This is a genomic window from Stenotrophomonas sp. YJH_SMC_19 (assembly GCF_059367915.1).
The window spans coordinates 50,146-70,745 of record NZ_JCAFRI010000024.1 but is presented as its reverse complement, the minus strand read 5'-3'; the positions used below and the strand labels follow the sequence as shown (position 1 = coordinate 70,745).

Below are 20,600 nucleotides of genomic sequence, written 5' to 3'. Positions count from 1 at the left end.
GGAGGTCAGTTCCTCCATCGAGGCGGCGGTCTCTTCCAGGTTGGCGGCCTGCTGCTCGGTACGGCGCGACAGGTCGCTGTTGCCGGACGCGATCTCGCCAGCGGCGAGGGTGATGCTGGAGGCACTGGCCTGGATCTGGCCGACGATCTGGGTGAGCTGTGCGACGGTGGTGTTGGCGTCGTCACGCATGCGCGCGAACACGCCGTTGAACTGGCCGTCCATGCGTGCGGTCAGGTCGCCGGCGGCGATCGACTGCAGCAGCTGCGAGAGCTGGCCGAGGTTGCCGTCGGCCACCTGCATCATGCTGTTGAGCTGCTCGATCATCACGCGGAAATCGTGATCGAAACGCTGCGCATCACCGCGCTGGCTGAAGTCGCCGGCGGCGGCGGCCGAGGCCAGCTGCTGGATCTGCGTGTTGATGGCCAGCAGGCTGGCCTTGGCCGCGTCCATCGACTCGTGCAGGATCGCGCGGCTGCCTGGCAGGCGGCGGGCGTCCGGGGCGAGGTTGCCGATGGCGTACTGGTTGAGCACTTCAATGGCATCGACGATTGCATCGAGGTGTTCGAAGATCACCGTGTTGATGCCGCTGGCCAGCTGGCCGTAGACGCCCGGGAAGTCTTCCGGAATGCGGTGGCTGATGTCCGGGCCGGCATGCATCTGTGCCATCAACTGGGTCTGTTCGCTGAAGCGGCGCAGCATCGCGGTCATGTCGGCGGTAGCCGCCAGCATGCGGCCAGCCTCGTCCTTGCCGGTGCTCTGGGTGGTGACGCTGAGGTCGCCGCGTGCGACGGCCTGGATGGCGTTCACGGCCTTGCCCAGGGGGCCGGTCACGGCGCGCGAGATGACCACCGCCAGTGTTGCGGCGACCACAACCAGCAATACGACGGCGGCAATGATCGCCAGCATGCTGTTGCGGTGGGTGGCATTGGCGTTGTCGATCTTGCCCTGCATCAGCGAGCTGCTGTACGCGCCCAGTGCCTTGAGGTCTTCAAAGGCCTTGCGGCGCAGCGGGCGCGACTGGTCGTCGGAGATCTGCCGTGCGACGACGCCATCGCCGGCGGTGGCCGCTTCGCGCAGCTTGGCATTGGCTGCGAAGTAGCCATCGACGTCGGCCTGCACGGCGCGGTAGAGCTCGCGTTCCTTGGCGCCGGCCGGCAGCTTGGCGTATGCGGCCAGCTGTTCGCGCACAACGGCGGCGGTGTCATCCATGCGCTTGTTGTAGTCGGCCACCTTCTCGGGCTGGTCCAGCATGCTCAGCTGGGCCAGCTCATAGGTGCGGAACTCACCCAGCTGCGAGCGCACTTCGCCGAGGTACTGCACGGACGGAATATCGTTGGAGGCCATCGCGCTCAACTGCGCGTTGGCCTCGGACAGGCGGACCAGGGCGAAGGCGCCCAGTACGACGGTCATCAAGGTGGTGAGGGTGAACCCCACGGCCAGCTTGCGGGCGATGGGCAGATCTTGGAACCACTTCATGCAGGGTGCTCCAGGTGGGCAGAGTGCCGGCGTCTGTGCGCCGGTTCGGGGGTGGTTGCAGAGCGAACGGGGGTGCCCGGTGGGGTTCGGTGACGACCGTCATTGCGAAATAACGGCGCCGTCCGCGTGGACTTTATGGACGCAGATCACATTCGGTTGCGTAGGGATGACAGCGCGAAAGCGTTGCAGCGGCGTGCTTTCGCTTGGATGAAGTAGTTGCGCCCGCAACCACCATGGCGACGGAGTTCACAGAAGGGATGGGGTCGGAGCTCTTTCCTGCGGAAAGGGATCCGACCCCCTTGGTAGAGCGCGCACAAACAAAAACCGCCGCCCCGAAGGGCGGCGGTCCAGTACACGCATGCAGCGTGGATCAGGCGGCCTGCGGCATCCGCAACGAGCGCACCAGTCCGCCAATGTCGACGATCAACGCGACGCGGCCGTCGCCAAGGATGGTGGCACCGGACACCCCGCCGATACGGCGGTAGTTGTTCTCGATGTTCTTCACCACCACCTGCTGCTGGCCGACCAGTTCATCCACTTCCAGTGCGATCTTCTGGCCATCGCCTTCGACCACGACCACCAGCGATTCACTGCCCGGCGCACGGTTGCCGTAGCCGTAGTACTCGCTCAGCGAGAGGATCGGCAGGTACTCGCCACGTACGCGCAGCACGCGGCCTTCGCCGGCCATGCTGCGAATGTCCTCGGCCTGCGGCTGCAACGCCTCAAGCACATAGGCCAGCGGCAGGATCAGGGTTTCGCCGGCAACGGCCACGGTCATGCCGTCGAGGATGGCCAGGGTCAGCGGCAGGCGGATCAGCGTGCGGGTGCCAGTACCCAGGCTGCTTTCGATCTGGACCTCACCGCCCAGTGCCTGGATGTTGCGGCGAACCACGTCCATGCCGACGCCACGCCCGGACAGGTCGGTGACCGCATCGGCAGTGGAGAAGCCTGGCTGGAAGATCAGGTCCCAGACCTGCGAATCGGTCGGGTTGTCCGGTACGGCCAGGCCGCGTTCGGTGGCCTTGGCCAGGATCTTGGCGCGATCCAGGCCGCGGCCGTCGTCGCTCACTTCAATGACGATATGGCCGCCCTGGTGCGAAGCGGCCAGGGTGATCGTGCCGGTTTCGTCCTTGCCCGCGCCGCGACGCACGTCGGGCATTTCCAGGCCGTGGTCGATCGAGTTGCGCACCAGGTGCACCAGTGGATCGGCGATTTTCTCGATCAGCCCCTTGTCCAGCTCGGTGCCCTCGCCGACGGTGCGCAGGCGCACCTGCTTGCCGAGGCGGCTGGACAGGTCGCGGACCAGGCGCGGGAAGCGGCGGAACACCGCGTCGACCGGCAGCATGCGCACGCCGATCACCGCTTCCTGCAGATCGCGGGTGTTGCGTTCCAGCTGGTCCAGGCCGGCGAACAGGCTCTCGGCGTGGACCGGGTCCAGCGCGTGCGAGACCTGCTTGAGCATGGCCTGGGTGATGACCAGTTCGCCGACCAGGTTGATCAGCGCATCGACCTTGTCGACGCTGACGCGGATCGACGTTTCGGCTTCCTGGGTGGCAGCACCGCCGGCGGCAGGCGCAGCAGGCGCTGCCGGCACGACGGCAGCAGGTGTGGAAGGGGATGCAGCAACGGGCGCCTGGGTTGCCAGGCTCGGCGGCGCGGCCGGACGGATGTCCAGTTCGCAGTCGTCCAGCACCCAGGCGAAGGTGTCTTCGATCTTGCTGCGCGGCACCTTGCCGACCAGGCCCAGGTCCCACGCCAGGTGGGCCTCCAGCGGGTCGAGCTGGGCGAAGCCCGGCAGGCGTTCCATGCGCGCGGCCACCTGCAGCGAGCCGAGGTGTTCCAGTTCGCGGATGATGCGCAACGGGTCGTTGCCGCTCATGAACAGCGAGGGTGCCGGGGTGAACCCGATCTGCCAGGCTTCCGGCGTATCGTCCACCTTGGCTGCGGCAGCGGCCGGCGCGCTCGGTGCGGCCTGGCCGGAGAGAACGGCTTCGAGGCGCGCCTTCACTGCGGCGACCGCAGCGGGGTCTGCGGCCTGGCCATGTTCGGCTTCGCGCAGCAGGGCGCGCAGTACATCCACCGAGGACAGCATGGCATCGACGGCATGGCCTTCCAGGGCGCGCTTGCCGGCACGCAGCTCATCGAGCAGCGTTTCCAGCACGTGGGTCAGGCCGGCGATGGCATCGAAGCCGAAGGTGCCGGCGCCGCCCTTGATCGAGTGGGCGGCGCGGAACACCGAATTGATGATCTCCGCGTCCTGCTGCCCCGATTCCAGGGCCAGCAGGCCGGCCTCCATCGCGTCGAGGCCTTCGCGGCTCTCCTCGAAGAAGGTGGCGTGGAAGCGTTGCAGGTCCATGCTCATGGCAGTGGTGGTCCGGAAGCGAAGAAGGGGAGCGGTGCGGGGCGATCAGCCCAGCACTTTCTGCACGGTGGCGACCAGCTGTTCCGGATTGAACGGCTTGACCAGCCAACCGGTGGCACCGGCGGCCTTGCCTTCGGACTTCTTGTCGGCGGCCGATTCGGTGGTCAGCATCAGCAGCGGGGTGAACTTGTAGTCCGGCAGCTGGCGCAGTTCGCGGATCAGCGCGATGCCGTCCATGTTCGGCATGTTGACGTCGGTGACCACCGCGTTGAAGCGCTGGCCCTTGGCGCGACCCAGCGCGACCGCGCCGTCTTCGGCTTCTTCGACGGCAAAACCGGCCGAGGTGAGGGCGAAGGAAACCATCTGGCGCATCGACGCCGAATCGTCCACCACCAAGATACGTGCGCTCATGCAGCGTTCTCCACAGATTTCAGGTTGTCATGGGTTACGTCCAGGCCCAGGGCCTGGGTGACGCCCAGCAGGCGTGCGGCGTCACGGAAGGTTGCGGTGCAACCGTGGAAGCCGGTGCCCAGGCCTGCATCGCGGCGGGCCTGCACGAATGCACACAGCACCTGCACGGCGGCCGTGTGGATGCGGGCGACCTGGCTTGCATCCAGGGTCAGCTCGCCTGCCTGCGCCACCAGCGGGGCGAGGCGGTTCTTGAGCTCGGTGCTGCTCTCGATGCCGAGATCCTCACCCAGTTCGACAGTGCTCATCGTTGCTCCGGACAAACGGTTCCGTGATCCATAACGGCACCCCGGCGGGGTTCTTTAGAGGAATCGACGCGGTGCGTCGATGCGGTCGCAGCTGAAAAGGGGACGGCGGGGATCAAGTCGCAAGCGACCTGGCTCTACTGCAGCCCCCTCGGCAACGGCGACCGCGCAGTGGGGACGCAAGGTGTTGATCCAACGGATCAACTCCTTGCGTCCCCGACAGGCACCGCTTCGGCGCAAAGCGCCGAGCCACTTGCGACGTAATCCCCTCCGTCCCCTTTTTTCCAGATCAACTCAGCAGCCGTGTGGCGTCCAGCAGGATCATCGGGCGCTGGCTGACCCGGGCGACGCCGCGGAACAGATCATTGGAGATCTGGCAGATGCGGGCGGTATCCGGGGGTTCGATCTGTGAATCGGTGAGGTTGGCGACATCTTCCACTGCCGACACGCGCAGGCCGATGGTCTCGCCGTCCTCTTCCAGCACCACGATGCGGGTCTGGGCATCGTCTTCTGCCGCTGCGGCGCCGAGGTGCAGCCCGAGGTCCATCACCGGCACCACCTGGCCACGCAGGTTCATGATCCCGAGCATCGCCGGTGCCGTGCCGCGCAACGGCAGCAGCGGCACCGGCAACACCACTTCCTGAACTTTCAACAGTTCCAGCGCATAGGCCTGGGTCCCGCAGCGCAGGCGCAGCCAGCGCGAGGTGCGCTCGCCGGCGCGGCGGTTCTGCGGGTGCGGGCTGCTGGCGGGCTGGTGCGCCTGCGCCTGCAGCTCCTGCCAGGTACCGGGACGGTTGGTGGCCGGGGCATCCAGGGCAACGCGGGGCGGCGGCGCGGCGGCAGCACGCGCGGCCGGGGCGGGCGCGGGTGCAGGGCGCGGTGCCGGGGGCGCAACCACGGCGGGTGGCGGCGTGGGGACATCCTCGCCACCGGCAGCGGCTTCGAACGCAGCCTGCAGACCGGGGCTGTCAGTGTGGGCGAGCTGATGGCTGTCGGCCGCGTCGGTCTCGTAGATCACTTCGTCGGGCAGGTCGTCCCAGGTGGGCTCCGGGCCGGCCTGGGCCGGGGTCGTCTCGTGGATCACCTCGTCAGGCAGGTCATCCCAGGTCGGTTCGCGCTCGGGAGCGGCGACCGGCATTGCGGCGGCCTCGAAGGCGGCTTCCAGTGCTGCCTCGTCCTGTGCCGGGGCAGCGGCAACAGTGTCCGTCTCATAGATCACTTCGGGGGGCAGATCGTCCCAGGTGGGTTCGCGCTCGGCCGTTGTGGCCGCCTCGAAGGCGGCTTCGAGCGCGGCGTTGTCCACGGCAGGCCCCGCGGCAACGGTGTCGGTTTCGTAGATCACCTCGGCCGGCAGGTCATCCCAGGTCGGCTCGCGTTCCGGTTCCGATGTGCTGTCCGGAGCCGGGGCGGCGCTGTCCGGCGTTGGCAGCACGACGGCCGCCGGGGCGATCGCTTCGCCCAGCAGTTCGTCCAGGTAGTCGTCCAGTACGCCGGTGCTGTTCATGCGGCCTGCTCCAGGGCACGAGCATCCTCACCGAGGATCCAGTTCAGTGCGCGGCGATAGGCGGCCAGGCCGCGGCCCGGGTAGTCCTCACCAACGCTGGGCAGGGTCAGGCCTGCGGCATTGCTGATGCGGGTGTCGATCGGAATGGCGTCTTCCCACACGCGGGTGCCATGGCGATCCTGCATCGTGCGCAGCGACTCGTTGCCGGCGCGGGTGCGGCGGTCGAACAGGGTCGGCAGGATCGAGATCGGCAGCGGGCGGCGGCGCGAGCGCTCGACCATCTCGCCGGTGCGGACCATGCCGTCCAGGCCATGCAGGGCCAGCGGCTCGGCCTGGGTGGGAATGATCAGGCGGTCGGCAGCGGCCAGCGCGTTGATCATCAACAGGCCAAGGGTGGGGGCACAGTCCAGCAGGATGTAGTCGTGCTGGCCCTGGTGACGCGCCAGTGCGTTCTGCAGGGCCAGGCCGAGGCCGGGCTGGTTGGCGCTGCGGCGCTCCAGCGTGGCCAGCGCCGACTGCGCGCAGACGTAGTCCAGGCCGTGGATGCTGCTGGCATGGCACAGGCTGGAAAGATCGGCCGGCGGGGCGCCGAACAGTTCCAGCACGCCCGCCGGTGGCGGATCCACCGGCACGCCGAAGGCGCGGCTGAGCGAGGCATGCGGATCGAGGTCGATCAGCAGCACGCGATGGCCAAGTGCGGCCAGGCCGCGGCCGAGGGCGAGGGTGGTGGTGGTCTTGCCGACTCCGCCCTTCTGGTTGGCGACTGCCCAGATGCGCATCGGTTTACTCCTTCATTGCCGGGGGAACGGCGGCGCCGACGCGGCTGCCAGCCGGCACCGGCGGCAACTTCACCGGTGCGATGGGGGAGGTGGGGGCGGTAGCCGGAGTTGCGGCGGCCTGTTCGGTGGTGTTGTCGTCGACGGCGCCGGTGGCCGCATTGAGGCGCTGGCCAAGCGGATCCACCGAGTGCGAGGTGTCGGCCAGGATGATGACCATCACCCGGCGGTTGCGGTTGCGCCCCTGCGCGCTGTCGTTCTCTTCGCGCGGACGGAACTGGCCATAGCCAACCATCGCCAGCCGTGATGGCTGCACGCCCTGGTCGGCGAACAGGTGCACCACGCTGGCGGCGCGTCCGGCCGACAGTTCCCAGTTCGAAGGGAAGGTGGCGGTGGCGATCGGCACGTTGTCGGTATGGCCTTCCACGCGCACGCTGTTGGGCACGTCGCGCAGCACCTCGGCCAGGCTGGCCAGCGTCTGCCGTGCATGCACGTCCAGCGCGGCCGAGCCGGTGGGGAACAGGATGTCGCTGTTGATCTCCACTTCGATCCACAACTCGGTGCGGCGCACGCTGATCATGCCGCGGTCGATCAGCGGCGCCAGTGCGGCGGTGAGGCGGTCGGCGATGCTGTTGAGCTGGCGCTCGGCACGGGCGATCTGCTCCTGGTTGTGCACGGAGACCGGCATGCGCATCTGCGAGGCCATCGACGGCAGCAGGGTCGGGTCGTGCGACGGCGCGGGCGCGGAGGGGCCGATCTTGGTGCCGGACTTGATCACCGAGGGGCTGTCCCAGCCGCCACCCTGCACCTGCTTGTTACCCACCTGCACCGGATTGATGGTGCGCGGTGCGCCGCCGAAGGCATCGGTGAGCGCGTCGGCCATGATCCGGTACTTGCCCTCGTTGACCGAGGAGATCGCGTACATGACCACGAAGAAGGCGAGCAGCAACGTCATCAGGTCGGCATAGGGGATCGCCCATGCTTCATGGTTGGCGTGCTCTTCGTGGTGCTTGCGGCGGGCCATGTCAGTGCAGGAAGCCGGAGAGGTTGGTTTCGATGTTGCGCGGGTTCTCGCCCTGGGCGATCGAAATCAGGCCTTCGATGACCATTTCGCGGTCGCGGGTGTTGTGCGAGATCACACTCTTGAGCTTGGCGGCGATCGGCAGGAACAGCAGATTGGCCGAGGCGATGCCGTAGATGGTGGCGGTGAACGCGGCGGCGATGCCGTGGCCGAGTTTGCTCGGGTCGGCCAGGTTCTTCATCACCGCGATCAGGCCGAGCACGGCACCGATGATGCCGAGCGTGGGCGCGTAGATGCCCATCGCTTCGAAGACCTTGGCACCGGCCTGGTCCTGGTGCTCCTGGCTGCCCAGTTCGATCTCCAGCATGTGACGCATCGATTCGGGTTCAACGCCGTCCACCAGCAGCTGCAGGCCCTTGCGCAGGAACGGGTCCTGCTGCGCTTCCACCTGCGATTCCAGGCCCAGCAGGCCCTGGCGGCGGGCGATGTTGCTCCACTCGACGATCTGCTGGATCAGTTCGCGGCGATCGCTGTGCGGCGGGCGCACGACCCAGCGCACGATCTTGAACGCATGCTTGAACACCGCCGGCGAGGTGTGAAGCAGGATCGCGGCAACGGTACCGACGATGACGATCACGAACGCCGCAGGCGACCACAACGACGCCAGGCCGGCGCCCTTGAGGATGCTGCCACCGACCAGCGAGGCCAGGGCGAGAAAGAGTCCAATGAGGCTGAGTCTATCCATGGTTCCGGTATCGGCTTGTATGAATGGGACTTGAGACACCGGGAGAATGCGTACAGACGGTAGTCACAGTTTTCGGGTCGCCGGGCCATGCCCGGCGGCGTTCAGCGTATGCCGTCCACGTCCAGGATCAGTGCCATGCGACCATCGCCGATCAACGTTGCACCGGCATAACCGCGCAGGCCGCGCAGGGCTTTTGGCAGTGGCTTGATGACCACTTCCTCGCGCCCGCGTACCTGGTCCACGACCAGGCCGAAGCGCGCTTCGCCGGCCTGCAGCACCACGATGGTCAGCAGGGTTGACGCGGCCGGCGTCACATCCAGCCACTGGCGCAGGTCGACCAGCGGCAGGGTGTGCGAGCGGCGATCAAGCACGGCGCGGCCATCGAACCAGCCCAGCGAGGTGCGCGGCGCGTGAAGCACTTCCATCACGCGTGCCAGCGGTAGCGCGTAGACGTCCTCGCCGGCCTGCACCAGCAGAGTCGGCAGGATCGCGAGGGTGAGCGGCACGCGGATCAGGAAGCGGCTGCCACGACCCAGTTCCGACTGGATCTGGATCTGGCCGCTCAGTTCGCGGATGCGCGACTGCACCACGTCCATGCCGACGCCACGGCCGGAGATGTCGGTGACCTGCTGCTTGGTCGAGAAGCCCGGCAGGAACACCAGGTGCAGGCACTCCTCGCTGCTCAGGCGGGCGGCGGCTTCCGGATCGATCAGGCCTTTCTCACGCGCCTTCGCGCGCAGCTTCTCCGGGTCGATGCCGGCGCCATCGTCCTGCACCTCGATGCTGACGTAGTCGCCTTCCTGCTGCGCCGACAGGCGTACATGGCCCATCCGGGGCTTGCCTTGTGCTTCGCGCAGATCGGGCATTTCCACGCCATGGTCGATGGCGTTGCGGACCAGGTGCACCAGCGGATCGGCCAGTGCTTCGACCAGGTTGCGGTCGAGTTCGGTTTCGGCGCCGACCAGCTCCAGGTCCACTTCCTTCTTCAGCGAGCGGGCGACGTCGCGGGCGACCTTGGGGAAGCGCGAGAACACCTTGCCCACCGGCTGCATGCGGGTACGCATCACTGCCGACTGCAGGCGGGCAGTGGCGATGTCCAGCGTCGATACGGCGCGGTCCAGCTCCTCGTCGCGCAGGCGTGCACGCAGGGTCTTCAGGCGGTTTCGGGAAAGCACCAGTTCGCCGATCAGGTTGACGATCGCATCCAGGCGCTTGGTGTCCACGCGCACGGTGTGCTCGGCCTCGGCCATCGGCTTGGCCGCCGGCTTGGCGGCGGGCGCCGGTACGGGCGCCGGGCGCGGTGCAGCGGCAGGTGCCGCCACGACGGTGGCAGCAGGCTTCGCGCCTGGCGCAGCGCCACCGTGCAGCTGGTCCAGCAGCGCTTCGAACTCGTCTTCGCTGATCAGGCCGTCGTCGGCCTTCCGGGCCGGCGCGACCGCGGTCGGTGCGTTGCCGCCATGCAGCTGGTCGAGCAGGGCCTCGAATTCGTCGTCGGTGATCAGGTCGCTGCCAGCTGCCGCAGGGGCGGCCGCAGCGACCGGCGCGGCAGTGCCACCGTTCATGTCGAACTGCGCGATCAGGTCCGGCGGCGCATAGCCTGGCTCGGTGCCGGAGGACACGGCGTCCAGCATCGACTGCAGGTAGTCCAGCGATTGCTGGGCGGCGTCGAAGTGGTGGGCCTGCAGCACCGCCTGCCCGGCACGCGCGATGCCCAGGGCCTCTTCAGCGGCGTGGCACAGTTCGACCATCGCGGTGACGCCAAGGAAGCCGGCACCGCCCTTGAGCGTGTGGTATCCACGGAACACCGCGTTGAGCTGCTCGGTGTCCTGCGGTGCCTGCTCCAGCGACACCAGCTGTTCGCCCAGGCGATCCAGGATTTCCTGTGCCTCGATGATGAAGTCGGCAGTGATGTCGTCGGATACCGCGCTCATGCTTACAGCCCCAGATCCGACAACAGGTCGTCGGCGTCGTTCTGCGAGACCGCGTGGCGGTCCAGTCCCTTCAGTGCCGGCCCGGCCAGTTCCGGGTCGGTGCGATGCTGTTCCGGCGGCAGGCCGAGTGCGCCGAAGCCCTCGTGCACGCGGCGGACGATGCCGACCACGCGACGGATGATCTGCCCGGTCAGGTCCTGGTAGCTCTGGGTCAGGGCGATCTCGGTCAGGTTGTGGCGGATGCGCTCGAGCTGCGCGTCCTGGCCCGGCTGCAGGCCTTCAGCACGCAGCTGTTCGGTCAGGCTGCGGCATTCCTCGGCCAGGTCCAGGGTGCGGTGCGTGGCCTGTTCGGTCATTGCCACCACGTGGTCCAGGCGTGCGCAGGCGTCGTCCAGCTCACCGGCCTCGCTGGGCACGGTCGGCAGCTCACCCAGTGCCTGCCCCAGCTCGCGGGCCAGCCGCGAGAGGCCGCTCATCATCGGCTGCGTACGCAGCGCGACCAGTCCGTCGATGCGCTGCCGCCAGGCGGCCTCGTCACCGGACTCGAGTGCGTCCAGGGCTTCCTGCAGGCGCAGGGCGAGGGCGCTCTTGTCGACCGTGGTATCCATCAGGCGCTGGCCGCCAGGCGTTCGAAGATCTTGCCGAGCTTCTCTTCCAGCGTCTGCGCAGTGAACGGCTTGATGATGTAGCCGTTCACGCCGTTCTGGGCGGCTTCGATGATCTGTTCGCGCTTGGCTTCGGCGGTGACCATCAGCACTGGCAGGGTCTTAAGCTTGGCATCGGCACGGATCGCCTTCAGCAGCTCGATGCCGGTCATCACCGGCATGTTCCAGTCGGTGACCACGAAATCGAACGGCTGGCTCTGCAGCAGCGACAGCGCGGCATGCCCGTCCTCGGCTTCGGCGGTATTGGTGAAGCCCAGATCGCCCAGCAGGTTCTTGACGATCCGACGCATGGTCGAGAAGTCATCGACGATCAGGATGCGCATGTTCTTGTTCAAAGCAGAGTTCCTTTGTTGTTCATTCCGGGCGGCCGGGGGCAGCCGCCTCGGGCATGTTCATTCTTCCAGGCCGGCGTCCGCCGCCTCGAAAATCTTGAGCCGGCCACGCAGGCGCAGCACCGCCTGGCCGTGGATCTGGCAGACCCGCGACTCGCTCACGCCGAGCACCGCGCCGATCTCCTTCAGGTTCAGTTCCTGCTCGTAGTAGAGCGAGAGCACCAGCTGTTCGCGCTCGGGCAGGTGGCCGATGGCCTTGCCCAGCTCGCGGCCGAACTCACCACGCTCCAGTACCTGCTGCGGGGTCGGGCCGCCCTGGGCGACGGTGTCCAGCTCGCCCTGGTCCTCGATGCGCGACTCCAGGCTCAGCACCTGGCCACGTGCGGCGTCTTCCATCAACCGCAGGTATTCGGGCAGCGGCATCTCCATCGCGGCGGCCACTTCGGTGGCGCTGGCGGCGCGGCCGCTGCTCTGTTCCAGGCGGCGGATGGTGGCGGCGGCATCGCGTGCACGGCGGTGCACGGAGCGCGGCACCCAGTCGCCACGGCGGATCTCGTCGATCATCGAACCGCGGATGCGGATCGAGGCATAGGTCTCGAACGAGGCGCCCTGGTCGGCGTCGTAGCTGCGCGACGCTTCTATCAGGCCCATCATGCCGGCCTGGATCAGGTCGTCCACTTCAACGCTGGCCGGCAACCGCGCGGCCAGGTGGTGGGCGATGCGCCGCACCAGGTCCGAATGCTGGGCGATGACCTCGTTGGCCGCCGAGCGCTGGACTTCCCTGTACTGGGCTGCGCCTTTCATGCGGCCACCCCGCGCTGCTTGAGGATGCGCTCGAGGAAGAACTCGACGCCGCCACGCGGTTCGGTCGGCGCCTGCCAGCGTGCGGTGCGACGCGCGATCTCGGTGATCGCCAGCGCGGCCGGGCTGGACGGGTAGGCCTTCACCACCGGCTGCTGGCGCTGCACCGACAGGCGCAGCCAGTCGTCCTGCGGCACGCAGCCCAGGTAGTTCAGCGAGACATCGGCGAGGAACTTCTCGCAGACGCGGGTCAGCTTTTCGTACAGCACGCGGCCCTCGTTGGGGTCGCGCACCATGTTGGCCACTACCTGGATGCGGTCCACGCCGCGTTCGCGCGACAGCACCTTGATCAGCGCGTAGGCGTCGGTGATCGAGGCCGGCTCGTCACAGACCACCACCACGGTGTCCTGCGCGGCCTGGCAGAAGGTCAGCACGCCGTCGGTGATGCCTGCGGCGGTGTCCACCACCATGATGTCCAGTTCGCGTTCCAGCTCGGAGAACACGTTGACCAGGCCGACGTGCTCTGCCGGGGCCAGCTCGGCCATGTGCCGGCGGCCGGACGCGGCCGGCACCACCAGCACGCCGTTCGGGCCTTCGACGATGACGTCGTCCAGCGAGCAGCGGCCGGCGACCAGGTCGGCCAGCGTGAAGGTCGGGTTCAGCCCCAGGATCACGTCGATGTTGGCCAGGCCCAGATCGGCGTCCAGCAGCAGCGTGCGCTTGCCCATCCCGGCCAGTGCCACCGCCAGGTTGGCGGACACATTCGTCTTGCCCACGCCGCCCTTGCCGCCAGTGACGGCAATGGTGCGCACAGGGCCGAGCGGCTCGCTGCGGGTGGCCGACAGCGGGAAGGTCTTGGTCAGCTTGGCGTACTCACGCGACGGCATGGTTCAACTCCGGGTTGCAGGGCATATCGGCCGCGCGGCGCAAATCTTCAAGGCGAAGTACGAGATTGGCCGCACTGGCCCGGTGCAGGTCCTCCGGAACGTCCTGGCCATCGGTCACCCAGGTGATCGGCAGGGCGTGGTCCACGGCCACTGACAGGGCGTTGCCGAAGCGGCCGGTCTCGTCCAGCTTGCTCAACACCAGGCCCTGCAGGTTGGCGGCGCCGAAGCGGCGGACCACCTCGTCCATGTCGCCGAAGCTGGTGTTGGCCGGCAGCACCAGCAGGGTGCGTACCTGGCGGGCGGCGCGCAGCCACTGCAGCTGCGCGGCCAGCGCGCGGTCGCGCGGGCCCAGGCCGGCGGTGTCGATCAGCACCAGCTTGTAGTCCTTCAGGCGTTCCAGCAGCTGGTCCAGGTCGGTGCCGCTGTTGGCCTCGTGCACCGCGATGCCGAGCTGGCGGCCGTAGCCGTACAGCTGCTCGCGGGCGCCGATGCGGGTGGTGTCGGTGGTGACCAGGGCCACATCGCGCGGCGCATGCTTCTCGGCGAAGCGCGAGGCCAGCTTGGCGATGGTGGTGGTCTTGCCGGCGCCGGTCGGGCCGACCAAGGCGATCACGCCGCCTTCCTCCAGCGGGTCGACCGGGGCGATCGGCAGCTTGCGCGAGATCAGCCCCAGCATCAGGCCGCGGCCACGATGGGCTTCGGTCTCCAGCGGGATCTGCATGGCCACGTCGCGGGCCAGGCCGGCGTCGAAACCGTACTCGTCCATCAGGTCCAGCGCGGTGGCGCGCACCGGGCTGCCACGCAGGCGCTCGTCGGTGAAGCGGTTCATCTCGCGCTCGATCACCTGGCGCATGCCGGCCACTTCCTGGCGCAGCTGGCGGATCTCGGCGTCGTCCTGGGCAACCACGGTCAGCGTCGGTGCCAGGGCCAGCATGGGGGCCGGGCTGGCTTCGCCGGCGGCTTCGGCCGCTGCCGGTTCGCTGGCGGCGATCCCGGGCTGCGCTTCGGTCACGGCAGCGGTCGGCAGCGGTGGCGGCTGCACGGCCGGGGCCACGCTTTCGTGATGCATCTCGCGCGGCGGGTCGATCTGGAAGCGGGCGCGGTTGGCCGGCACGGTGGCGGCCGGTGCAACGATGGCCTCGGCGAACGGGGCGAAGCTCTGTTCGGGCAGCGCCGGTTTGTTGACGGCGGCGCGCGCCAGGGTGGCGGCGAAGCCAGTGCTGCCACGGGTCGGCACGATCTCGTCGGCGCTGTCCAGGGTACGGCCGGTGGCCCCAACGGCCGCACGGGCGAGGGCGGCCACCGCCGAGGTGGTGGCGGCGACCGGTTCCGGCGCCGGGGTGCTGCTGCGGCGGCGGGTGACCGCGGCGATCACCGCGTCGGCAGCGGTGCGCGGCTTGGGTGCCGGCGGCGGTGCGACATCACGGCGCGAGGCTTCCAGTGCACGCTGCACGGCGCTCTCGTCGTAGTTGGCCGCGGCGACGATCTCGACGCCTTCCTCGATCCGGCGGTTGGACAGGATCACGGCGTCAGGACCATGTTCCTTGCGCACCAGGTTCATGGCCGAGCGCATGTCGGCGGCGACGAATCGTTTGATTTTCATGCTGTGGTCACGGGACGAAGACGGCGGGGTGGCGGTCGGAGAACTCGGGTGGTCGGTGGTCTGCACGGTGCGGGTTCCCCTTGGTATCTGTCTGTTGCGTTGGTTCGAAGGTGGTGTCTGTTTTCTGGCGCATCGGTGGGCGGCGTCAGCTGATCGTTCCGACCAGCTTCAGGCGCTTGTCCTCCGGCACCTCGCTGTAGGCCAGGACCGACAACGACGGAACGCTGTGGCGGACCAGGCGGGCCAGCGCGGCGCGCACCGGGCCCGGTACCAGCACGACCGCCGGCTCGTTTCGCGCTTCCTGCTTGCTGACACATTCGGCCAGGCTCTGGTGCAGTCGCTCTGCGAGTCCGGGTTCCAGCGCGGCGCCGTTGCCCTGCGTGGACTCCTGCAAGACACGTTCCAATTGCGGGTTGAGGGTGAACACCGGCAGCTCCGCCGACATTCCGGCGATCTCCTGCACGATGAAGCGGCCCAGCGCGGTGCGCACGGCGGCGGTCAGCACCGCCGGGTCCTGGCTGCTGGGCGCGTGTTCGACCAGCGCCTCGGCGATCTTGCGCAGCTGGCGGATCGGGATGCGCTCGACCAGCAGGTTCTGCAGCACGCGCACCACCGCCGACAGCGGCAGCGCCTTCGGCGTCAGATCTTCGACGAGCTTGGGCGCGCTCTTGGCCAGGTTGGCCAGCAGGTGCTGCACTTCCTCGTGGCCGAGCAGTTCCGGCGCATGTTCGCGGATCAGGTGCGAGAGGTGGGTGGCCACCACGGTGGCCGGGTCGACCACGGTGTAGCCCAGCGTTTCAGCCTGGGCACGCTGGTGCGGCTGGATCCAGGTGGCATCCAGGCCGAACGCGGGATCCTTGCCGGCAATGCCCTCCAGGGTGCCCAGCGCGCTGCCCGGGTCCAGCGCCAGTTCGCGGTCGGGGTGGATCTCGGCGGTGGCCACCGGCACGCCGTGCACCAGCACGCGGTAGCCGTTGGCGGGCAGTTCCAGGTTGTCGCGGATATGCACCGACGGGATCAGGAAGCCGACGTCCTGGGTCAGCTTGCGGCGCACGCCCTTGATGCGCGCCATCAGTTCGCCGCCCTGGTTGCTGTCCACCAGCGGGATCAGCCGGTAGCCGACCTCCAGGCCCAGCGGATCGACCGGGCGCAGTTCGTCCCAGCTCAGTTCGGCGGTCGGCGCAGGTGCCGCCGGGCGGCCGAGTGCGTTGAGTGCGGCCGCCTCATTGCCGGCGGCTGCCGGGTCGGTGGCTGCGGCCTTGCCCTTGCGGTAGACCTTCCAGGCGATGAAGCCGAGGATCGCGGCCAGCGTCAGGAAAGCGACGTTGGGCATGCCCGGCACCAGGCCGACCACGCCGATGATGCCGGCGGTGATCGCCAGCGCGCGGTACTGGCCGAACACCTGGCCGGTCATCGCCTGGGCCATGTCCTGCGAGCGCGAGGCGCGGGTCACCAGCATCGCCACCGCGCTGGAGACCAGCAGGGCCGGCAGCTGCGCCACCAGGCCGTCACCGATGGACAGCAGGGTGTAGGTGGCAGCGGCTTCGCCGAACGGCATGCCATGCTGCAGCACGCCCACGGCCAGGCCGCCGAGCATGTTGATGAACAGGATCAGGATGCCGGCGATGGCGTCACCGCGGATGAACTTGCTGGCACCATCCATCGCGCCGTAGAAGTCGGCTTCCTCGCGCACTTCCTCGCGGCGCAGCTTGGCTTCTTCACGCGTCAGCAAACCGGCGTTGAGGTCGGCGTCGATCGCCATCTGCTTGCCGGGCATCGCGTCCAGGATGAAGCGCGCGGTCACTTCCGAGACGCGGCCAGCGCCCTTGGTGATCACCACGAAGTTGATGATGGTCAGGATCGCGAACACCACGATGCCGACCGCATAGTTGCCGCCGATCACGAATTCGCCGAAGGCGGCGATGACCTTGCCCGCGGCGTCGTGGCCGTTCTGGCCGTTGAGCAGGATCACGCGGGTGGAGGCCACGTTCAGCGCCAGACGCAGCATGGTGGTGATCAGCAGCACGATCGGGAAGATGGTGAAGTCCAGCGGGCGCTTCACGTAGACCACCGCCAGCAGCACCATCAGCGAGATGGCGATGTTGAAGGTGAACAGCGCATCGAGCACCGGCGCGGCCAGCGGGACCACGACCATGGCCAGCAGGGCCAGCACGATCAGCGGTGCGCCAAGGCCCTGGCGGATCATTTCCAGGGCGCGGCGGGTGTTGAAGCCGGTGGAGGGCTGGGCGCTCACGGGCGGCCCCCCTTGCCGAATTCATCCACCTGGATGTGCGGGGCGTCCGGCATCGGGCCAGTGCGCGAGGCGCGCAGCTGGTAGACGTAGGACAGGACCTGGGCGACGGCCGAATACAGTCTCACGGGGATTTCCTTTCCGAGTTGGCCTTCCCGATACAAGGCGCGTGCCAAAGGCGGGGCGGAGACGATCGCGACCTTGTTGCCGTCGGCCACTTCACGGATGCGCAGGGCGGTTTCGTCCACGCCCAGGGCGACCACGGTGGGGGCGTTCATGGCGCCACCTTCGTACTTCAGGGCCACCGCGTAGTGCGTCGGGTTGACCACCACCACGTCGGCGGTGGGCACTGCCTCCATCATCCGGCGGTTGGCCATCTGCTGCTGCAGCTGGCGGATGCGGCCCTTCACCTCGGGGCTGCCCTCGCTTTCCTTCATTTCCCGGCGCAGCTCTTCACGGGTCATCTTCAGCTTGCGCATCCAGTTCCAGCGCTGGTAGGGCGCATCGATGGCGGCCAGCACCAGCATCGCGCCGGCGGTGGCCAGCAGCAGGCGCAGGGTGAAGCCCAGGCCATCGGTGATGGCGGTTTCCAGCGGGTGGTGGATCAGCCCGCGCAGGGTGTCGAAGCCGGTCCAGACCACCAGCCCGGCGGCGACGCCGACGAAGGCCACGCGCAGCAGCGATTTGGTGAACTCGGCAATGGCCTCCGGGCCATACAGGCGCTTGAGCCCGCTCATCGGGTTCATGCGGTTGATGTCGGGCAGCAACGCCTTCTGCGACCAGCGCAGGCCGCCCATCACCAACGGGGCGACGAAGCTGGCCAGCAGGCAGACCAGCACCAGCGGTGCGATCACCAGCATGAACTGCAGCAGCAGGTCGCCGAAGTGGCCGAACAGTTCCTTCGGGTTCTGCCGCAGGCTCTGTTCCGGGCTGAGCGCGTGCTTCATCCAGGCACTGGCGCCACGGCCGATCGAGCCGCTCATGGCCATCACCGCCAGCACGCCGGCGCCGAACACGGCGGCGGTGCCGAGTTCGCGCGAGCGCGGCAGGTTGCCTTGTTCACGGGCGTCGCGCAGGCGTTTTTCGGTAGGTTGTTCGGTCTTTTCGCCGGCGGATTCGTTCTCGGACATCACAGGCACTGCGGCAGGGGATGCCGGGGTGCGTGCAAGAAGTGTTCCGTGATGAGCCGTTGCCTATCCACGCATGGCGTGGCTCTACTGGGGGGTGTCGCTGGTGGGGTGCAGGGGAATCGTCAGAACACTGTCGCTGTGCCAATCCACCTGCAGCGGGGCGCCCGCATCGGCGGCCGATTCATCGCTGACATCGCGGCCGCTGCCGTGGTTGACCTGGTGCATGGCGTCCTTCAGCACATCCACCTTCACCAGCAGGCGGCTGCCGGCAGCCAGGCGGCGGGCGACCATGCGCGTGCGATCGAAGGGCAGGTGGGTCCATTGGCCGGGCTGCAGCAACTGGCGCGTACCCGGGTCACGCACGTGGCTGGCCCGGCCCATGTAATAGGACAGCTGCATCCGGTGTCCATCGGCCATCAGCTCGTACAGGGTGACGGTGAAATCGAAGTCGCGCTTGTTGATCCGCACCTTCAGGTCGCCGGAGAAGCTGCCCACCAGATCCATCGGTCCGGTGAAGGGTTCCGAGACATAGGCCAGCGCGGTGTCGGCTTCATCCTGTGCTGCGACGATGGGGAACGGGTAGTAGCCGTGCCGCATTTCGTTGCGGTCGGCCATGTCCACGGTCTGCTCCAGCTGGCCCGGCGCTGGCGGCTGTTCCTGCAGGCGGTGGTAGCCATCGGGCGAAGCGGGTGCGGCCGACAGGTGGTAGCGGCGATGGGCACCCGCGGCGGCGTCCAGTGTTGCCGCATGCCCCCAGCGGTTGGCGCCCATCAGCTGGTAGTTTACGCGGTCGGGCACCAGCGCCGGGCGAGGGGCGCCGCGCAGCATATGGTCCAGCCACTGGAAGGTCAGTGCGGGCGTGTCGAACTGCGCGACAGGATCCAGCTCATGGCCACGTAGCTGCATCGGCTTGAGCGCCGACTGCGCACCGCGGTGGTCGTAGGGGCCGATCAGCAGGGCATGGTCGGCATCGGGGCGGTGCCGCAGGTGGTCCTTGAAGTACTGCAGTGCCGAGATCTGGCCGTCGTCGTAGTACCCGGTGATGGTCAGCACCGGGATGCGGATGTCGTCGAACTGGTCGCCATAGGGAACCATCGACTGCCAGTAGGCATCGTACGTCGGGTGATCGAGCCAGCGCTGCAGCCAGGGGTTGGGCGTGCCGTCGATCTGGTCGATCTGCCGGTAAGGGCGGCCGGAGGCATACCAGCGGCGGGGCAGCTGTGACCAGCGTTCGTTCTGGTTGTAGGTGTCGTTGTCCAGCATCGGGCCATTGGCCACATAGAACGCCCAACCGTAGTTGGCACTCAGGAACACGTTGTTCTCCATCGGCAGGCCCTGGCCGGGGATGGCGGCAACGTAGGGCACGATGGTCTTCAATGCGGGATGGTGATGGCGCGCCGCCGCCCAGGCAGTAAAGCCCTCGTAGCTGCCGCCATACATGGCCACCCGGCCATCGCTCCATGGCTGGCGGCTGATCCAGTCGATGGCCGCGTTGGCGTCCGCGCCGTCATGCTCGTAGGGGGCGATGGTGCCGCTGCCCTGGCCCTTGCCGCGCGCATCGACCACGATGCCGGCGTAGCCATGCGCGGCGGCCAGCAGCATCTTCTGCCGGTTCTTGGGTGGATCGGTGTAGATGGTGAACAGCATGGCCGCAGGCAGGGGCACCGATGCGGCGCGAGGGCGGGCCAGCTGCGCCGACAGCACGACGCCATCGCCAACGGGGATGCGCAATGCGTCGTCGATGGCGAAGCGGCGCTGCTCTTCCGCCGCGACCAGCGGAGGGGCCAGGGCAGCGGCCAGGGTCTGCGCACGCAGTACCGCCCGCAGGCGCAGCAGTTCCAGGGCGACAGCCTCGGCAATGGTCGTCGCCCCCGCCTGTGCCGCGACGGCCTGCTCCAGCTGGGCGCGCACCGGGGCTGGCTCAACCGAGAGTGCGGCACCGGCCTGCATCGCGGCAACGTCGTCGAGGGCGGCGAAGGTGGCGTGGAAGGCGCGCGCATACTCCGCTGCGTCCTGCTCGCCGGCGGTGACGAGCAGCAGCATCGGTACCCAGCGTTGCACTGCTGCGGTATCACCGTCGCTTGCAAGCGATGCGCGTGCCTGCTGGATCGATTGCCGCGCTTCGGCCGTCTGGCCCGCCGCCACCAACGCGTGGCCGCGCTGTACATCGGTCAGGCTGGGCGACTTCAGCACGCCCTTGCCAAGGGCCTGCAGGGCAGCGTCGACCTGGGCCGGGGAAGCATCGGCTGGCAATGACCACGGCAGATCAGCGGCAGCAGCGTGGCCAACAGCAAGGGCCAGCAACAGGCCAGCAAGGGGGGTGCGTAGGGCCACGGGCGCTTCCTGGGATGAGGGTGGAACGGCGCATCCACGCGTGGCGTGGATCTACCGAAGGCCAACCAA

Annotated in this window: 17 protein-coding genes; all 17 read right to left on the bottom strand. The window is 68.2% G+C overall.

Annotation, left to right across the window (positions count from 1 at the left end):
• Window positions 1-1,476 (bottom strand): MCP four helix bundle domain-containing protein (locus AC5P5R_RS19265; protein ID WP_495205396.1); only part of this gene is annotated, 1,476 nt, incomplete at its 3' end.
• A 370-nt stretch (window positions 1,477-1,846) separates the two neighbouring features.
• Window positions 1,847-3,838 (bottom strand): chemotaxis protein CheA, encoded by a 1,992-nt coding sequence (locus AC5P5R_RS19260; protein WP_005409520.1) that lies wholly within the window; start codon window positions 3,836-3,838, stop codon window positions 1,847-1,849.
• A 45-nt stretch (window positions 3,839-3,883) separates the two neighbouring features.
• Window positions 3,884-4,249 (bottom strand): response regulator, encoded by a 366-nt coding sequence (locus tag AC5P5R_RS19255; protein ID WP_005409521.1) that lies wholly within the window; start codon window positions 4,247-4,249, stop codon window positions 3,884-3,886.
• The gene (locus AC5P5R_RS19250) at window positions 4,246-4,554 is read right to left on the bottom strand and encodes an STAS domain-containing protein (protein WP_012480094.1); all 309 of its coding nucleotides are present in this window, start codon (window positions 4,552-4,554) and stop codon (window positions 4,246-4,248) included. The genes AC5P5R_RS19255 and AC5P5R_RS19250 overlap by 4 nt, the downstream gene beginning before the upstream one ends.
• A gap of 286 nt (window positions 4,555-4,840) precedes the next feature.
• Window positions 4,841-6,055: a chemotaxis protein CheW gene (locus AC5P5R_RS19245; protein WP_088431243.1), complete on the bottom strand. Its 1,215-nt coding sequence runs from the start codon at window positions 6,053-6,055 to the stop codon at window positions 4,841-4,843.
• On the bottom strand, window positions 6,052-6,834 hold the full coding sequence (locus tag AC5P5R_RS19240) for a ParA family protein (RefSeq protein WP_005413243.1): 783 nt from the start codon (window positions 6,832-6,834) through the stop codon (window positions 6,052-6,054). The genes AC5P5R_RS19245 and AC5P5R_RS19240 overlap by 4 nt, the downstream gene beginning before the upstream one ends.
• Before the next feature lie 4 nt (window positions 6,835-6,838).
• The gene (gene motD, locus AC5P5R_RS19235; protein WP_012480097.1) at window positions 6,839-7,855 is read right to left on the bottom strand and encodes a flagellar motor protein MotD; all 1,017 of its coding nucleotides are present in this window, start codon (window positions 7,853-7,855) and stop codon (window positions 6,839-6,841) included.
• A 1-nt stretch (window position 7,856) separates the two neighbouring features.
• Window positions 7,857-8,597 carry a flagellar motor protein gene (locus AC5P5R_RS19230; RefSeq protein WP_005409527.1) on the bottom strand — a complete coding sequence of 247 codons (741 nt, stop codon included), beginning with the start codon at window positions 8,595-8,597 and terminating at the stop codon, window positions 7,857-7,859.
• Between the two features lie 101 nt (window positions 8,598-8,698).
• Entirely contained in the window at window positions 8,699-10,528 is a 1,830-nt protein-coding gene (locus tag AC5P5R_RS19225; RefSeq protein WP_100438500.1) for a chemotaxis protein CheA, read from the bottom strand.
• Window positions 10,529-10,530: 2 nt separating this feature from the next.
• Window positions 10,531-11,136, bottom strand: coding sequence for a protein phosphatase CheZ (locus AC5P5R_RS19220; protein WP_010482455.1), 606 nt, complete (start codon window positions 11,134-11,136; stop codon window positions 10,531-10,533).
• Entirely contained in the window at window positions 11,136-11,528 is a 393-nt protein-coding gene (gene cheY, locus AC5P5R_RS19215; RefSeq protein ID WP_005413247.1) for a chemotaxis response regulator CheY, read from the bottom strand. The genes AC5P5R_RS19220 and cheY overlap by 1 nt, the downstream gene beginning before the upstream one ends.
• Window positions 11,529-11,585: 57 nt before the next feature.
• Window positions 11,586-12,329, bottom strand: a complete 744-nt coding sequence (locus AC5P5R_RS19210; protein WP_005413248.1) for an RNA polymerase sigma factor FliA — start codon at window positions 12,327-12,329, stop codon at window positions 11,586-11,588.
• Window positions 12,326-13,213 (bottom strand): MinD/ParA family ATP-binding protein, encoded by an 888-nt coding sequence (locus AC5P5R_RS19205; RefSeq protein WP_005409532.1) that lies wholly within the window; start codon window positions 13,211-13,213, stop codon window positions 12,326-12,328. The genes AC5P5R_RS19210 and AC5P5R_RS19205 overlap by 4 nt, the downstream gene beginning before the upstream one ends.
• Entirely contained in the window at window positions 13,200-14,816 is a 1,617-nt protein-coding gene (gene flhF / locus AC5P5R_RS19200) for a flagellar biosynthesis GTPase FlhF (protein ID WP_164281659.1), read from the bottom strand. The genes AC5P5R_RS19205 and flhF overlap by 14 nt, the downstream gene beginning before the upstream one ends.
• A 145-nt stretch (window positions 14,817-14,961) precedes the next feature.
• Window positions 14,962-17,022, bottom strand: coding sequence for a flagellar biosynthesis protein FlhA (gene flhA / locus AC5P5R_RS19195; RefSeq protein ID WP_171956755.1), 2,061 nt, complete (start codon window positions 17,020-17,022; stop codon window positions 14,962-14,964).
• Between the two features lie 44 nt (window positions 17,023-17,066).
• Window positions 17,067-18,197 carry a flagellar biosynthesis protein FlhB gene (gene flhB, locus AC5P5R_RS19190; RefSeq protein WP_100438503.1) on the bottom strand — a complete coding sequence of 377 codons (1,131 nt, stop codon included), beginning with the start codon at window positions 18,195-18,197 and terminating at the stop codon, window positions 17,067-17,069.
• Between the two features lie 84 nt (window positions 18,198-18,281).
• Window positions 18,282-20,531 (bottom strand): CocE/NonD family hydrolase, encoded by a 2,250-nt coding sequence (locus AC5P5R_RS19185; RefSeq protein WP_100438504.1) that lies wholly within the window; start codon window positions 20,529-20,531, stop codon window positions 18,282-18,284.
• Window positions 20,532-20,600: the final 69 nt, after the last annotated feature.

Coding starts and splice junctions, on each gene's coding strand:
- flhF (WP_164281659.1), bottom strand. CDS start 14,816: ATGAAAATCAAACGATTCGTCGCCGCCGACATGCGCTCGGCCATGAAC.
- AC5P5R_RS19210 (WP_005413248.1), bottom strand. CDS start 12,329: ATGAAAGGCGCAGCCCAGTACAGGGAAGTCCAGCGCTCGGCGGCCAAC.
- AC5P5R_RS19245 (WP_088431243.1), bottom strand. CDS start 6,055: ATGAACAGCACCGGCGTACTGGACGACTACCTGGACGAACTGCTGGGC.
- AC5P5R_RS19260 (WP_005409520.1), bottom strand. CDS start 3,838: ATGAGCATGGACCTGCAACGCTTCCACGCCACCTTCTTCGAGGAGAGC.
- AC5P5R_RS19255 (WP_005409521.1), bottom strand. CDS start 4,249: ATGAGCGCACGTATCTTGGTGGTGGACGATTCGGCGTCGATGCGCCAG.
- motD (WP_012480097.1), bottom strand. CDS start 7,855: ATGGCCCGCCGCAAGCACCACGAAGAGCACGCCAACCATGAAGCATGG.
- flhB (WP_100438503.1), bottom strand. CDS start 18,197: ATGTCCGAGAACGAATCCGCCGGCGAAAAGACCGAACAACCTACCGAA.
- AC5P5R_RS19230 (WP_005409527.1), bottom strand. CDS start 8,597: ATGGATAGACTCAGCCTCATTGGACTCTTTCTCGCCCTGGCCTCGCTG.
- AC5P5R_RS19250 (WP_012480094.1), bottom strand. CDS start 4,554: ATGAGCACTGTCGAACTGGGTGAGGATCTCGGCATCGAGAGCAGCACC.
- flhA (WP_171956755.1), bottom strand. CDS start 17,022: ATGATCCGCCAGGGCCTTGGCGCACCGCTGATCGTGCTGGCCCTGCTG.
- AC5P5R_RS19225 (WP_100438500.1), bottom strand. CDS start 10,528: ATGAGCGCGGTATCCGACGACATCACTGCCGACTTCATCATCGAGGCA.
- AC5P5R_RS19240 (WP_005413243.1), bottom strand. CDS start 6,834: ATGCGCATCTGGGCAGTCGCCAACCAGAAGGGCGGAGTCGGCAAGACC.
- AC5P5R_RS19220 (WP_010482455.1), bottom strand. CDS start 11,136: ATGGATACCACGGTCGACAAGAGCGCCCTCGCCCTGCGCCTGCAGGAA.
- AC5P5R_RS19205 (WP_005409532.1), bottom strand. CDS start 13,213: ATGCCGTCGCGTGAGTACGCCAAGCTGACCAAGACCTTCCCGCTGTCG.